Below are 13944 nucleotides of genomic sequence, written 5' to 3'. Positions count from 1 at the left end.
CTAGTTCAGGCCGGACGGCTCGCGAGATGATCGCCAGACTTGTGGCGGCGCTCCAGTCGCGCAATCCCGACGAAGGCGACAATCGCACAGGCCCCGAGCGCTGTTGTGATGGTCAGTGACCACAGCGTACCGATATGGGCCATGGCAAACGCCAGCGCAAACGGTGCGGTCGCGGACAGGATCAATCGTGCGGCCATGACCTTGCCCTGCAGCCTGCCGTAGCCAGCGCTGCCAAACAGCATCAGCGGCAGGGTGCCGGTGACGATGCTGAAAAGACCGTTGCCCAAACCGAAGACAACGGCAAACGCCATGGCGCCTGCCACCGACGGAGCGGTAAGGGTGAGGATCAATACACCCCCAGGGATCAACGTGGCGGCAATCGTTGCCAAAGCCAGCGGCGGCAGATTGCCGCCGAGCATCATATTGGCAAACCGGCTCAGCACTTGTGACGGACCAAACAGCGTGCCGACAATGGCGGCAGTGGCCCCAAGGCCAAGCCCCGACAACAGCGGCACCATATGCACCAGGATCGCCGCACTGACGAGAGATTGCAGTGAAAACCCCACCACCATCAGCTTGAACCCGAACTGGCGGACGTCCGGGCTGAGGCACCCCTCGACGACTTGCGCCGTGCCGTTCTCTTTCTGCGACTTCCCCTGGGCAAGGCCGTAGGACAGCCAGGCGTGGAGAGGCAGGCAGACGAGCAGATTGAGCCCGGCAAACACCAGGTAGACATTCTGCCAGGACAGATGGGCGTGCAGAGCCGTTGTGATGGGCCAGAAGATCGTCGAGGCGAAGCCGGCGATCAGGGTCAGATAGGTGATGCTGCGCTGGGCGGTGCGGGGGCTTGCCTGCACCAGCAGCGCAAAGGCCGCGCCATATTGTACCAGATTGGCGGCGATCTCGATCACGATCAGAGCGGCGACGAAGCCGCTTTTGCCCGGCGCATAGGCACAAGCGACCAGCGCTGCCGCGGCAATCGCGGATCCGGCCGTCATCACCCGTCCTGCGCCAAAATGATCAATGGCCCGGCCGAGCCAGGGAGCGGTCAAGCCGCCCAGAAGAAGTGCCGCCGAAAGTGCGGCAAATATCCACTCCGTCGACCAGTTCAGGTCTCGCGCCATATCGGGTGCAAGAATGCTGAAGCTGTAATAGAGAGTTCCATAGCCGATGATCTGGGTGAGGCCCAGGGCAAGGATAGTGCCGATCGGCGGCCGCTCGCTCATATCGACTTCAGATCCACGCGCTGTTCGAGCTTTGCGGCCTCTTCCTTCCTCTCGCTATAGCGGTCTGTCAGGTAGTCGGACGCATCGCGGGTCAGCAGTGTGAATTTGACCAGTTCCTCGCAGACATCGACGACGCGATCGTAGTAGGCCGAGGGTTTCATGCGGCCATCCGTGTCGAACTCCTGCCATGCCTTGGCAACCGACGACTGGTTCGGAATGGTGATCATCCGCATCCAACGACCGAGAATGCGCAACTGATTGACCGCGTTGAAGGATTGCGAGCCACCGGAGACCTGCATGACGGCGAGCGTCTTGCCCTGCGTCGGTCGCACCGAACCGGTCGTGAGGGGGATCCAGTCGATCTGCGCTTTGATAATGCCGGTCATCGCACCGTGCCGCTCGGGGCTGACCCAGACATGGCCTTCCGACCAGAGAGAAAGCGCGCGCAATTCCTGAACCTTCGGATCCGTATCCGGTGCGCCATCTGGAAGGGGCAGACCTTCGGGATTGAAGATCTTCACCTCGCATCCAAGGTGCTCGAGGAGCCGTGCTGCCTCTTCCGCCAAAAGACGGCTGAACGAAATCTTCCGCAGCGATCCATAGAGGATCAGGATCCGCGGCTTGTGCTGCGAATAGGGTGGTCGAAGTGCCTCAAGGTCGGGCTGGGAAATGAGATCAAGCGAGGCGGCTGGCAGATCAGCCATTTGGATACTCCATCGGATGAGATTGAAACGTTCGCATTTGGGGCTCCTATGACCCAGACCCGGCGAGTTCTGTAGGCCCGCAACCGGCGTCGGATTGGCCCGAACAACAGTTCTCCATCAGGAAATGTGCGAGGCCGTTGAGGGTCTCGAAATTCGCGCTGTAGACGATGGAGCGTGACTCCCGCTGAGCGCTGATCAGGCCCGCATGTTCCAGTTCTTTGAGATGAAAGGAAATGTTGGAAGGCGACACGTTCACAGCTTCGGCAATCATACCCGCCGCCAGTCCGCCGGGGCCGGCGACGACGAGCTTGCGAATGACCTGCAGTCGGGTCTGCTGTGACAATGCGCCAAACGCATCAAGGACCTGTCGCTCGTTCACCAGTTCGTTCCTTGTCCAATAGTGACCAGGCGCGAGCGCTTGCCCGGCCTTCAAAGCCCTGTAAAGGCTATAGAACAACAATTATTCAAGACTTCAAGGATTATTGAAATATTGGTCGAAAATAATCCGCGTGACGAAGCCCGCGCGCTCGATCCCATAACTCCATTCGGTCTCTCAAACTGGTCGCAGGGTAGGGGCCGAGCTTTATAAAACCAAGGCTCGAAGCCGCAAAGAAGCTCGCGTTCCGAACGGCTGTCCTGTCGCGTGGACGCCAAACCGTTCGGATGCTTTCCAATCAGCCTAGCGGGCTGGCGGAAATTCCAGCTTCTTTACGTCGTAGCCGAGTTCGCTCGCCTTGCGCACCATGCGGTTGAGCTTGGATTTCGATGGTACGGTTCGCGAATAGATCCACAGGTCCGACATCGACGGGTTGGCGCTGATGAACCAGGATTTATCCGGCGATTTGTAGAGCACGCGGTAGGTGAAGGTAATGAGCAGTGGATAGCGGACGCGCATCGTTGCGTTCGTCGTTCCGTAATCCTGGATCTTCCCGGTCCCATTGATCGTTTTGAGGCGACCGTTTGGAGTATCGACACGACAACCGTCTTCGACCATGACCGTGTCAGGCGTTTTGCCCTTGCGGTAGGTGGAATAACCGGCAACACAGCCGTCGGTCAGGAACATCGGGGTCCTCCCGATTTCCAGCCATGTCCCCTGGTAATGATCCGGCCCGACCTTGACGACATCGGGAGCGGCGAGGGCCTGCGATACGACGCCGATCGCGAAAAGGCATGTGATAAAGTGCAAGCTGAGATGTCTGATAAGATTGTGCATATGCTCATCCTGTCGGTTGCCGATCCCGCGTGATCTCGAGGCAACCGTACTCCCCGCGGAAGTACTCGCTGTTGCCAAACGGAACCACACATCAGCCGCATTCAGGGTCGCCGAGACATGCGCCACAGGCACAACCAGTTTGTTTGCTGGCCAACGATGTGGATCTATGGCTGCGACGGGCAAAATCAAGCGCGTTGCCACGCGCGAACAACTGCTCGGCTGGTCTCGATCCAAGGGCGCGGCTTATCGGGTTGGCCCTATCGCTTGGTGAGCAAGATTGCTGCAAAGGGCTCCGAGTTGACGTTCGTGAGAGGTTGACTTAGGAGGGGCCGCCGTGACGCTTGATGTCCTCGTGTTGCCCGCTGTCACAGCGTTGCTGCAATCAGACCTGCCTCGTGGGCATCCTGTGGCCAGACCATCATAAAGCCGCGCCAGTGCAGGCGTTTGACAAGCCGGATTTTACACCATGAGTGCCCAACCCGAAGTCGCTGGTTTTTACGACGCGCGTAGCGGCAGCATCCAGTATGTCGTAAGCTGCAAGGCCACGAAGAAATGCGCCATCATCGATCCGGTTCTCGACTACGACGAGAAATCCGGAAGCACGGCCACGCGTCACGCCGATGCGCTCCTTTCACATATCCAGATGCAGGGACTGGACGTCGCGTGGATCCTCGACACGCATCCCCATGCAGACCATCTCACCGCAGCAGCGTACCTCAAGTCGAAGACCGGCGCGCCGACCGCGATCGGCGCCGACGTGGTCAAGGTCCAGGCGCTCTGGAAGGACATCTACAATGCACCGGCGATGCCAACCGACGGATCCCAGTGGGACCGGCTGTTTTCGGATGGCGACCGGTTCATGATCGGTGAGATCGAGGGCCGCGTCATGCATTCGCCCGGCCACACACTGGCATCGATCACGTATCTGGTCGGTGATGCGACCTTCATCCACGACACGCTGTTCATGCCCGACAGCGGTTCGGCCCGCGCCGATTTTCCCGGAGGCAGCGCTGAAGATCTGTGGTCGTCGATCGAGGCAATCCTGAACTTGCCCGACGACACCCGGCTGTTCACCGGCCACGATTATCGTCATGGCGGGCGGGAAGCGCTCTGGGAGAGCACCGTCGCGCAACAGAAGGCGCAGAACATCCACCTCCGGTCAGGGCGTGACGAGTTTATCCAGTCCCGCATCAGCCGTGACAAAACGTTGCCGTTTCCAAAACTGATGCTGCATGCCCTGCAGGTCAATCTGATGGCAGGAGAGCTGCCGCCAAAGGAGGCGAACGGTGTGAGGTACCTGAAGATCCCGATCGACGCTTTCCCTGTGGCGGCTTGGTAAGACATTTGTCGGCGCCAAGCGCAACCTCACGAAATAGTGCGGCCGTAGGCGGTTTGATGCTTTTCAGAAGGGGATAATGTTTGCATATTGTCTCGGCAGACGACGATACAGTCGTCGGCAACCCTCGGTATAGCTTGGAGGAGCGATTACATGAAGCGGACGTGGCCTGAGGAATTTGACTTCATACTGGATGGGGCTGAGGAGGTTTCGCTGGAGGTTCCAGTGGCCCGCAAGGGAGATGTTTCGCAGGGCGAAACGATAACGCGCCATGCTCTTAAGGTCCGTCTCACGCAACAGGATTACGAACGTGTCTGGCCGTTGGCGGAAACACGCTATCGTCTTGGCGGTAGCCGTACTGGCAAAGCGATCACGCTGATCGCCAACAATCCGCACTACCAGCAATGGCACCCGGCCGACGGAGGTTCGGACGCAGGCGATGCCGAGGGCGGCCGATCCTATGCGACCCGCTATGTGGTCGTGTTCTTCCTGCTCGACGAAGTGCGAGAGACTGCAGACGCCTGACCTCTTGAGATCGCAGCCGGCCTAGAAACCCGACTGTACGTGAGAGAAAATCTCGACAACGAGAAGATTGAGTTGGCCGCCTATGAACGGGGCGGCCACTGCCAGCGCTACAAAGACAGCAACAATCTTTGGCGCAAAGCTCAGCGTGCTTTCCTGGACCTGCGTGAGAGCCTGGACAAGGCTGATAACCAGGCCGACTGCCATCGCGGTGAAAACCGCAGGCGCTGACGCAAGGAGCATTGCCCAGACAGAGATCCGCAGGATCCCCAACGCGTCTGCTTCTGTCATTTTACACCAGCATTGAATGTATAGTGGGCGGCGAGACCGCGTTTCGTATCTGCCTTAATACAGATTCGGCGGTTATCAGAGTTAAGTATTGTTAAGATGCGTAAAACGTCTGGACTGCGATAAAATAACGTACAATTTGCGTATTGAAGCAGAGACGGAATGCGGAGATGCTTAGCCACCGAAGCTTATATCTTGCTTGTATTCCTGCTCGCTTATGTGGCGCCGGACTTGGTTCGGTCCATGAAGATACGCGATTTTATTCAATGGTGGTTGGAGGCGTTATGGACATCGGTCTGTCGGGAGAAGTTCTTCCCTTCGATGAGGGCGATGCCGCCGATCTACTGAAGGTTATGGGGCACCCCGCACGGTTCAAAGTCCTCTGTCTGGTACAGGATTGCGAGCGCGACGTGCGATCACTCGCAAAGGCGGTGAATCTCAGCCAATCGGCACTCTCTCAACATCTGAAGATTCTCAGAGACGCGAACCTCGTCTCGGCGCGTCGACAAGCGCAGACGGTTTTCTATCGCTCTCACGAGGAAGGTGTCCGCCAGGTTCTTGACTGTATGCAAAGCATATTCTGTCCCGTCGCAGAGACTCGCGATGCTGTGGCGGTTGCCTACGCTTAGACCCTACGCAATGACCTTGACGATGTCCCAGCTCTCTTCTGTCAATATCGACCGCTGTCTTGAGAATGCAATGAGCACGCTGCCGGTCATAGCAGCGCTTACATTCGGCATGAATTTTAAGGCAAAAACTCGTATTTTTGGCTCTATACTTGACGATTGCCAGATATAGCCTCGGTCAAACGATGGAGGTGCTTAAATCAAGTTCTGCTACTATAGCACAGGGCGAACTATTAACGGTTTTTTATCCCCTGAATCCTAGATTTGTGGTGCCAGATAGGCGCCGTGGCGCCGCATACCCATGAGGGTTTTATGGCCGTGAAGATCAGGAACAGCCGCCACCTGACAGTCTAACACCTGTTCGGTAGACATCTGGGTTTTTGAGCCCCCTTGCTTGCCCCGCGATGGCTTCGAAGCACGCGCGCCGGTGATGGACTGCGTTCCCGTCAGCAACAGATCGCACTCGCTTTAGCGGGCAGACCAACCATGCCTTGTTACCAAGGGACCGCAGCAGGGGACATACATGAGTACGCAGAAATCAGCACAGGCAACGCTTAACGACCGACTGGACTTCGCCGGTCTTGGTGATCCACAGCGCAGGACACTCGCAGCATTGGCGCCCATCATCAACGGGTCGCTCGATAGCGCGCTCGATGTGTTTTACGCCAAGGTCCGTCATCACCCGGAAACCTCCAAATACTTTTCCGGTGAAAATCACATCACCCAGGCAAAAGGACGACAGGCTCGACACTGGGAAACGATTTCCTCGGCAAAGTTCGACGAAGCCTATGTTGATGAAGTCACCATGATCGGCAAAGCCCATGCAAGGCTTGGGCTTCAACCGCGCTGGTACATTGGCGGCTATGCGTTGATGATCGAGAACATCGTGCGCGCCGTCATCGATAACGAGCTTGGTAGTTTTCTGGTGCGCGGCAAACGCCAGAAGATCGGAGACGACGTAACGACGGTTGTCAAAGCGGCCCTCGTGGACATGGATTATGCGATCTCCGTCTATCTCGACGTCCTTGCGGACGAGAGAGCCAAGGCTGAAGCGGAGCAGGCGACGCTGAAAGCGGAACAAGACACAGCGCTCTCAGCCCTCGAAAGTGCGTTGAGATCTCTCTCCGGCGGTGATCTGACCCGGCCCTTGGAACAGCCCCTCGCGGTCAGTTTCGACGGGCTCAAGCATAATTTCAACGATTCCGTATCGAGCCTCAACGGTGCTCTTTCCGAGATCTCAAGCACGGTCGGCTTCGTTCTCTCGCAGTCGGCCGAAATCGCCACTGCGACCGACGAAATGGCAAAGCGCACCGAACGGCAGGCCACGGCGCTTGAAGAAACAGCGGCAGCGCTGGAACAGATCAGTTCAATCGCGCGGCAGTCTCAAACCCGGACGACAGAAGTCCAGGCGGTCGTGACGGCCTCTGCAACAGAGGCAGCAACGTCCGGAGAAATCGTAGAGCAGGCCGTCAAGGCGATGAGCGACATTGTCGAGTCATCCAAACAAATGAACGACATCATTAGTGTCATCGACGAAATCGCGTTCCAGACGAACCTCCTCGCACTCAATGCGGGGGTCGAAGCAGCCCGTGCCGGTGACCAGGGGAAAGGCTTTGCGGTGGTGGCGCAGGAGGTGCGGGAGCTCGCGCAACGCTCAGCCCGGGCCGCCAAGGAAATCAAGGATCTCATCTCGAGATCTTCTCAGGATGTCGCGCGCGGCGTCGACCTTGTGAACACAACGGGCAAGGCATTGAGAAGCATCGGTAGACAGGTGCAGACGATCGACGAACACATGGTATCGATTGCCATGTCGTCGCGCGAACAGGCGACTGGGATAGCTGAAATCAACTCTGCCGTGGGCAGCATGGATACGATCACGCAGCAAAACGCTGCCATGGTGGAAGAGACGTCTGCGGCGACGATAAAACTCTCCAACGAGGCCGAGAGACTTTCCGAGCTTGTCGCCGGATTCAAAACGACGCCAAGCGCGGTGGGGCAAAGCAACGGTCGGGCGCAGTCTCCTGCAGCTTCGCCTTCGCGACAAATGATCCAGTCGCTTCCTGGCAAACTACAGCGGTCGAAGGCGGCCAATGAAGGCTGGTCGGAATTCTGAGCCTGGCGACCCGGTACGCCACATCATGAGGGTAGTTTTGTGAAAATGCTGATCGCAATACCACTCGCACTGCTGGCTGCCGGGCTCTCCACCGCACAAGCGCTCGATAAACTGATCCTTTTGGTCAGGAGGAATCTCGAGCACCTGGACATCGGCAATACGGCGCAGTTCGATCTGAACATGCTCACGGGGTTTGCGGGTCGCCGAGGGTATAGGTCGGGATCCAAAGCGGCCGGGGCCGAATGGATAGAGATCACGGAAGTCGTCGAGTTTATGACTCGTATTGTGGACGCAAAACTAGCTGGAGGTTTTTCACCCGCGAACCTCTCCATCGGGCGAGGTTGCGGCGAGGGAATGATGACAGACAGAACCTGCGACATGCAATATCGGGTGGATCTGCGGTTCTTGCCGTCACCGGTCGTCCTGCTGTGGCAATCCCCTAAAGCGAATAAGGGTTAGGCCGATGCTTTCGGATGAACGGGCGGCAGCCTCACTCTTTTCCAATGTGACACAAGGCGGAGATGGGCTGGACGGAATGTTGCAGACGCTGTTTCACATCTCTCCACTTGCCTATGCCATTTCGATGGCCGGGCCAAACTCCGTTTATGTGCGGGTCAACCAGGCTTACATGGACCTCGTCGGGATGAACGAAACGGCACTGGTTGGTCGCAAACTGACAGATGTCGGCCTGATCGTCGATGGCTCAGACCGTGTTGCCAGGATCAAACTCCTTGACGAGGTTGGGTATTACTCCGCGCAGTCGGGCAAGATCCGGCATCGTGACGGGCGGGAGATTTCCGTGATGATCTCCGCACGCCGGATCACGATCGGAAACGACCTCTACGATCTCGAGGCGCTGACCGATGTCACCGAACAGACGAGCGCGCAAATCAGACAGGAAGAGGCGTTGCGAGCCGCGGCCGTCACCGATAGCCTGACCGGGCTGCCGAACCGTCTTGGGTTCGAGCAACGGATCGCTCACTTTATCGAAGATCGCGCCAACCATGAGGAGTTCGGGCTCGCAATCTTCGATCTCAACGGCTTCAAGATCGTCAATGACATGCACGGTCACCCGGTCGGGGACGAGTTGCTTGCGGTTATCGGGAAAAGGCTGTTGTCGTCCCTGAGAGCGGGCGAATTCGTCTCGCGGCTGGGCGGTGACGAGTTTGCCCTCCTGTTCCAGTCAGACATGGGAGACAGTGAAATGCAGGAGCAGAGGCTCGCCGTGATGATGGACACTGTGCTGGCCGCCGTCACGATCGGAAGCAAAACGCTGCGCGTCGGTGCGGCGCTGGGTTTTGGCTTTGCAAGCGAGGTCAAGTGGTCGAGAACGGCTCTTGTCGCTCTCGTAGATCGGCGCATGTATCACGCCAAACTGACGCGGCGAAGTATTGCGATCCTCGGGCCGCCGGAGGCCTTGGCAACGGCCAACGGCTGATGCCACCCATGGCGACGTGTAAAGACCCTGCCGGTTACGAACCGGCAGGGTCTGATGTCATGGTCTAGCGGCGGACAGCCTTGACGTCTTCCGCAGTGACCGGCGGAGCGTCGTTATGCCAGGCCTGGCGCAGGAAGGTGGCAAGTGCTGCCGCTTCTTCGTCGTTGAGGCGGTCGTTATAGCCCTGCATGCGCACGCGCATGGGACGGTCCTTGGTCGAAGGCAGTTCCGCTCCGTGCAGCATGACATCCAACAGGCCCTTTGAAGACTTCGCGGTAACCAGCGAATTTCCGTCAAGCTCCGGGAAGATTTCCGCGGCACCCTTGCCGTTGACAAAGTGGCAGCCACCGCAATTGTCGAGATAGAGGCGGGGACCGAGCGGCATATCCGCTTTGGCTTCCGTCAGCATTTTCTCGGTGTCGGTAACCTCGGCCTTTTCAGGCGCCGCCGAAGGCGTTGCCGGTGCCGTGGAACCGCCAGTGCTGCCGATCTTCTTGAGGTAGGTTGCGATCGCCAGATTGTCCTCGGGCGTCATGTATTGCAGCGAATCGCGCACCACCAGCATCATCTCGCCGGTTGCCGTGGAATGCGCGTTGCGGGCAGTCGTAAGATAGGCCGCGAGCTCTTCGGTGGACCATTTCTGCGGTGCGCTTTGCGGGCCGCGCAGGTCAGGTGCCGTATAGCCGTCGATCTCGCCGCCGGTCAGGAAGGCAGCGCTGCTCTCGTCGGTACCGTCCTGCGCCATCAGCAGGTTGCGCGGGCTGTGGCAGGCGGCGCAGTGTCCGGCGCCCTGCACGAGATAGGCACCACGGTTGAACTGCTCGTCCTGCGAAACAGGTTCAAAGCCCGGCTTGCCCAGCGCCAGCCAGTTCCAGGCGCGAATGCCCCAGCGCTGGTTGAACGGGAAGGACAGTGCCGTTTCCTCGACCTTGTTGGAAACTGCAGGCACCTCGGTCATGAAATACTGGTAGAGGGCCTGGATGTCCTGTTCCATCAGCTTGCGATAGTTTTCGTAAGGCATGGCCGGGTAGAGATGCGCACCGTCGTTGCGAACGCCGTCGTAGAGCGCCGCGCGGAAATCATCGAGCGTGTAATTGCCGATGCCGGTTTCCTTGTCCGGTGTGATGTTGGTGGCCCAGATCGTGCCCATCGGGCTGTGGATAGGCCGGCCGCCGGCGAAGGGCTTGCCGCCCTCCGCGGTATGACAGGCCATGCAGTCACCGGCCCGCATGGCGTATTCGCCACTGCCCGCCGGTGCTTTGTAATCAGCCGGGAGCTGGGCAACCGCGGCAGTGCGCTGGACCGGCACGAAGATGAAGGCGAGAAGGCCGACGACGCCGAGAACGGCGAGGATGAGAATGACGCGAAGAAAGGTTTTCATCGTTGCTCTCCTCACACCAGTGGCCGCGGATTGGACAGGTACTGCGTCCGGATCGCATGCGCCGCCCAATAGGCCAGGCCGCCGACCATGCCGGTCGGGTTGTACTGGGTGTTCTGCGGGAAGGCGCCGGCGCCCATCACGAAGATGTTGTGCTTGTCCCAGGCCTGCAGATATCGATTGATTGCCGAGGTCTTCGGATTGTCACCCATCACAGTGCCGCCCACATTGTGCGTCGTCTGGTAAGGACGCACGTCGTACATGGCGCCGTCCTTCTTGAAGCCTTCCTGCATTGAGGTCGGGTTCATCGACTTGGCGATCGGCTCCATCTTCGACTTCATGAACTGGGTCATGCGGATGTCGTTCGGCTGCCAGTTGAACGTCATGCGCATCAGCGGACGACCGTGGCGATCCTTGTAGGTCGGGTCGAGGTCGAGATAATTGCCGCGATAGGACATGTGTGAACCGTGCGAGCCGATCGACATCGAGTGGCCGTACCACTCGCCGATGCCCTTCTTCCAGCCGGCACCCCAGGTCGGCGTGCCCGCGGGGAGCGCCATGGAGCGGATCGGCTGACCGTTGGACTGGCCGGCACGCCAGTAGGCACCGCCGATAAAGCCTTCACGACCGAAGTCGATATTGTCCATGCCGAAATCATCGATCGACATGCCGTTGGCACCGGTGCCGATGAACGGATTGAACACCTCGTCCTTGAAGAACATCGTGTAGCCGCCGTTCATCTGGTAGGCATAGCTGCGACCGGTGACGCCTTCGTTCGTTGCGGGATCAAACGGCTGACCGATGCCCGAGAGCAGCATCAGATGGACGTTGTGCAACTGGTAGGCGGCCAGGATTACCAGATCCGCGGGCTGGAACACCTCTTCGCCGGCCTTTTCGTCAAAATAGGTCACGCCGGTCGCGGTTTTGCCGTCGGGCGCCATTTCGATTTTCAACACTTCCGCATGGGTGCGGTATTCGAAGTTCGGCTTGCGCTTCAACGCGTCGAGAATCGCCGTCTGCGGCGAGGATTTCGAATAGTTGTAGCAGCCGTAGCGCTCGCAGAAACCGCAGTGGTTGCAAGGGCCCATCTGCATTCCGTATTCGTTGACATAGGCCTGCGAGGCAATGCCGCCCGGGCTTGGGAACGGGTGACAGCCGGCAGCTTTCGCGGCTTCGGCAAATTTGGCTCCGTCCCAGGTCACCGGCATAGGCGGCATCGGGTATTCGCGCGAGCGCGGTGCCTCGAACGGATTGCCGCCCTCGATTTTCTTGCCATTGAGATTGCCGGCCTTGCCGGAAATCCCCGCGACATGCTCGAACCGATCGAAAAACGGCTCCAGCTCTTCGTAGCTGACGGGGTAATCCTGCAGGTTCATGTCTTCCGGAATGATGCCGGCGCCCCAGCGCTCTTCCACATGCGAGCGCAGACGGTATTCCGAGAGCTGCGGACGCCAGTTCAGACCGTTCCAGTGGGTGCCTGCACCGCCCACACCGATGCCCGGCAGAAACGAACCGAGGCTGCGATAGGGCAGGGCAGCTTCATCGACGTTGCGACGGATCGTCAGGGTCGAGTTGCGCGGCTTTTGCATCATGCCGAGACGAACGCCGTACTTCAGCTCGTCGATCATGTTCGGATACTGAAAGTCCGGAACGGTGTTCTGGTCATGGCCGCGTTCGAGCGCAACGATCTCCAGACCCTCGTTGGCGAGTTCCATGCCGAGGATCGAGCCGGTCCAGCCGAGACCGACGATGACGACGTCCTTCTTCTTTGCCGTGCGTGCCATCGTTATGCCCTCTCACCGGAAATCGAAACGGGACCGAGCGGGTAGGCGACGTTGTGCTTCAACACCCACTCCTTGTAGCTGCCGCGGGCACCTGGGAAACCGATATATTTCCAGGCCTGCATGCCGTGATTGCCGCCATATATCGGGTCTGCGAAGTAGCCCTCCTTGGTGTTCTGCAAGAGGATCGTGAAGAAGTCGCGCAGTTCGGGCTTGATCTTCATCTCGTCTTTCTGGAGGGAGGTCAGGGCCTTGTCCTGGGTTGCGGCGTCAAGCTCGGCAAATATCTTGCCGTGCGTCTGCTGACACCATGCGTCGAACACCGGGATACCCTGCTGATAGATTTGCAGCGGCGTCAAAGGCGATTGCCAGCCGCGGAACGGATGGGCTGCGGCATCGTGCGGACCTTCCATGTACCAGTCTGCCGCCTCACCGAATCCACCGGCCAGTTCCTTGTCGATAAAGACGGGGACGCGGGCCTCGATGGCACCGGGAGCTTCGCCTTCGGAGGGAATGAGCCGCGCCGTGGCAGCCATAACGAAGGCCCACTCATTGGGCTTGAGACAGACCGGCTGGTATTCTTCGATCGGTGGCGGGGCCGGCGGGGTCTCCGCCTTCGCCTGCATCACCACGCCGACGACGGCCGCACTTGCCGCCGAAGCTTTCAAAAAGCTACGGCGGGACGGTAACCCCGGGACATCTCTCATTGTATCGCTCCTTGGTGTCCCGACAGGGGGCCGGAACCGAATAGGCTGGAAACGTGAGGCACCCGTCGCTGCGACATATGGCCTCATTCGTTGCTGACCTTTAAACCCGCAAGGTTTGAGTATGCAATGCTTATGAGGTACGATTTATGAGAAAAATTTTGCGCTAATTAGCGATGCTGCCATGCGTGCGCACAAATGCCTACCTCTGCGGGAAGTTCGTGGCTTGCTCGACTTCATCGAGTATTATTATCAATTGTCAATTTGCCGGCGGATCGCTCTCGGCATTCGAAATTCGGGTGGCGGGATCAGCAGGACCGGTCCGATCAAAAAGGCGGGAGGGACACGGCCGGTTGCCGACGTCAGTGGATTGTCGGTGTTTTGCCGGAATACGCGTCCTGGAGGATCACGATCAGCCGCGAGGCAATAGCCCGTATTTCAGCTTGCTCCGATATCGAGAGATCGGCCTCGCTGCGAGCAAGAGTTTCCAGCGCTGCCGTCGTGTCGTTGACCATCCGGGCGACACCCATCCGGCTGAGCGGGCTGAGGCGCCAGTTCAGATGCCGGATGATACCGGCGAGATCGCCAAGCCGCTGAGCGCTGAAACGCATGTTC

Annotated in this window: 15 protein-coding genes; 6 read left to right on the top strand and 9 right to left on the bottom strand. The window is 58.8% G+C overall.

Annotation, left to right across the window (positions count from 1 at the left end; all coding sequences use genetic code 11):
• Window positions 1–5: 5 nt before the first annotated feature.
• From arsK to G6K99_RS20845, 4 genes are all read right to left on the bottom strand, one after another.
• Entirely contained in the window at window positions 6–1226 is a 1221-nt protein-coding gene (gene arsK / locus G6K99_RS20860) for an arsenite efflux MFS transporter ArsK (protein WP_174197743.1), read from the bottom strand.
• Window positions 1223–1930, bottom strand: a complete 708-nt coding sequence (gene arsH, locus G6K99_RS20855) for an arsenical resistance protein ArsH (RefSeq protein ID WP_062459832.1) — start codon at window positions 1928–1930, stop codon at window positions 1223–1225. The genes arsK and arsH overlap by 4 nt, the downstream gene beginning before the upstream one ends.
• A gap of 46 nt (window positions 1931–1976) precedes the next feature.
• Window positions 1977–2309, bottom strand: coding sequence for a metalloregulator ArsR/SmtB family transcription factor (locus tag G6K99_RS20850; protein WP_113165418.1), 333 nt, complete (start codon window positions 2307–2309; stop codon window positions 1977–1979).
• A 300-nt stretch (window positions 2310–2609) separates the two neighbouring features.
• Entirely contained in the window at window positions 2610–3143 is a 534-nt protein-coding gene (locus G6K99_RS20845; RefSeq protein ID WP_174197742.1) for a lipocalin family protein, read from the bottom strand.
• 466 nt (window positions 3144–3609) lie between these two features.
• Here G6K99_RS20845 and G6K99_RS20840 point away from each other — a divergent pair, with 466 nt between their 5' ends.
• Together G6K99_RS20840 and G6K99_RS20835 are read left to right on the top strand one after the other, a co-directional pair.
• Entirely contained in the window at window positions 3610–4482 is an 873-nt protein-coding gene (locus G6K99_RS20840; protein ID WP_174197741.1) for an MBL fold metallo-hydrolase, read from the top strand.
• Window positions 4483–4632: 150 nt separating this feature from the next.
• Window positions 4633–5004, top strand: a complete 372-nt coding sequence (locus G6K99_RS20835) for a hypothetical protein (RefSeq protein WP_174197740.1) — start codon at window positions 4633–4635, stop codon at window positions 5002–5004.
• Between the two features lie 21 nt (window positions 5005–5025).
• Here the strand turns inward: G6K99_RS20835 and G6K99_RS20830 are convergent, their stop codons facing one another.
• Window positions 5026–5292 carry a flagellar biosynthetic protein FliQ gene (locus tag G6K99_RS20830; RefSeq protein WP_174197739.1) on the bottom strand — a complete coding sequence of 89 codons (267 nt, stop codon included), beginning with the start codon at window positions 5290–5292 and terminating at the stop codon, window positions 5026–5028.
• Window positions 5293–5573: 281 nt separating this feature from the next.
• On the opposite strand from G6K99_RS20830, the gene G6K99_RS20825 reads away from it, so the two are divergent.
• The 4 genes from G6K99_RS20825 to G6K99_RS20810 all read left to right on the top strand — a co-directional run bounded on the left by G6K99_RS20825 (window position 5574) and on the right by G6K99_RS20810 (window position 9466).
• Window positions 5574–5918 (top strand): helix-turn-helix transcriptional regulator, encoded by a 345-nt coding sequence (locus G6K99_RS20825; protein ID WP_174197738.1) that lies wholly within the window; start codon window positions 5574–5576, stop codon window positions 5916–5918.
• A gap of 520 nt (window positions 5919–6438) precedes the next feature.
• Window positions 6439–8028 (top strand): globin-coupled sensor protein, encoded by a 1590-nt coding sequence (locus G6K99_RS20820; RefSeq protein ID WP_174197737.1) that lies wholly within the window; start codon window positions 6439–6441, stop codon window positions 8026–8028.
• 39 nt (window positions 8029–8067) lie between these two features.
• Window positions 8068–8487, top strand: coding sequence for a hypothetical protein (locus tag G6K99_RS20815; RefSeq protein WP_174197736.1), 420 nt, complete (start codon window positions 8068–8070; stop codon window positions 8485–8487).
• 4 nt (window positions 8488–8491) lie between these two features.
• Window positions 8492–9466, top strand: a complete 975-nt coding sequence (locus G6K99_RS20810; RefSeq protein WP_174197735.1) for a sensor domain-containing diguanylate cyclase — start codon at window positions 8492–8494, stop codon at window positions 9464–9466.
• A gap of 64 nt (window positions 9467–9530) precedes the next feature.
• Here the strand turns inward: G6K99_RS20810 and G6K99_RS20805 are convergent, their stop codons facing one another.
• The 4 genes from G6K99_RS20805 to G6K99_RS20790 form a co-directional block, all read right to left on the bottom strand.
• Window positions 9531–10847 (bottom strand): cytochrome c, encoded by a 1317-nt coding sequence (locus G6K99_RS20805; protein ID WP_174197734.1) that lies wholly within the window; start codon window positions 10845–10847, stop codon window positions 9531–9533.
• An 11-nt stretch (window positions 10848–10858) separates the two neighbouring features.
• Window positions 10859–12628: a GMC family oxidoreductase gene (locus tag G6K99_RS20800; protein WP_062459814.1), complete on the bottom strand. Its 1770-nt coding sequence runs from the start codon at window positions 12626–12628 to the stop codon at window positions 10859–10861.
• A 2-nt stretch (window positions 12629–12630) separates the two neighbouring features.
• Window positions 12631–13332 (bottom strand): gluconate 2-dehydrogenase subunit 3 family protein, encoded by a 702-nt coding sequence (locus tag G6K99_RS20795; RefSeq protein ID WP_174197733.1) that lies wholly within the window; start codon window positions 13330–13332, stop codon window positions 12631–12633.
• 359 nt (window positions 13333–13691) lie between these two features.
• On the bottom strand, window positions 13692–13940 hold the full coding sequence (locus G6K99_RS20790) for a hypothetical protein (protein WP_062459810.1): 249 nt from the start codon (window positions 13938–13940) through the stop codon (window positions 13692–13694).
• Between the last annotated feature and the right edge of the window lie 4 nt (window positions 13941–13944).

This window comes from Neorhizobium sp. AL 9.2.2, from assembly GCF_013317225.1.
Lineage (GTDB): Bacteria > Pseudomonadota > Alphaproteobacteria > Rhizobiales > Rhizobiaceae > Neorhizobium > Neorhizobium soli.
Note: the sequence above shows the minus strand (reverse complement) of the source record. Positions and strands in the feature narration are given on the sequence as shown.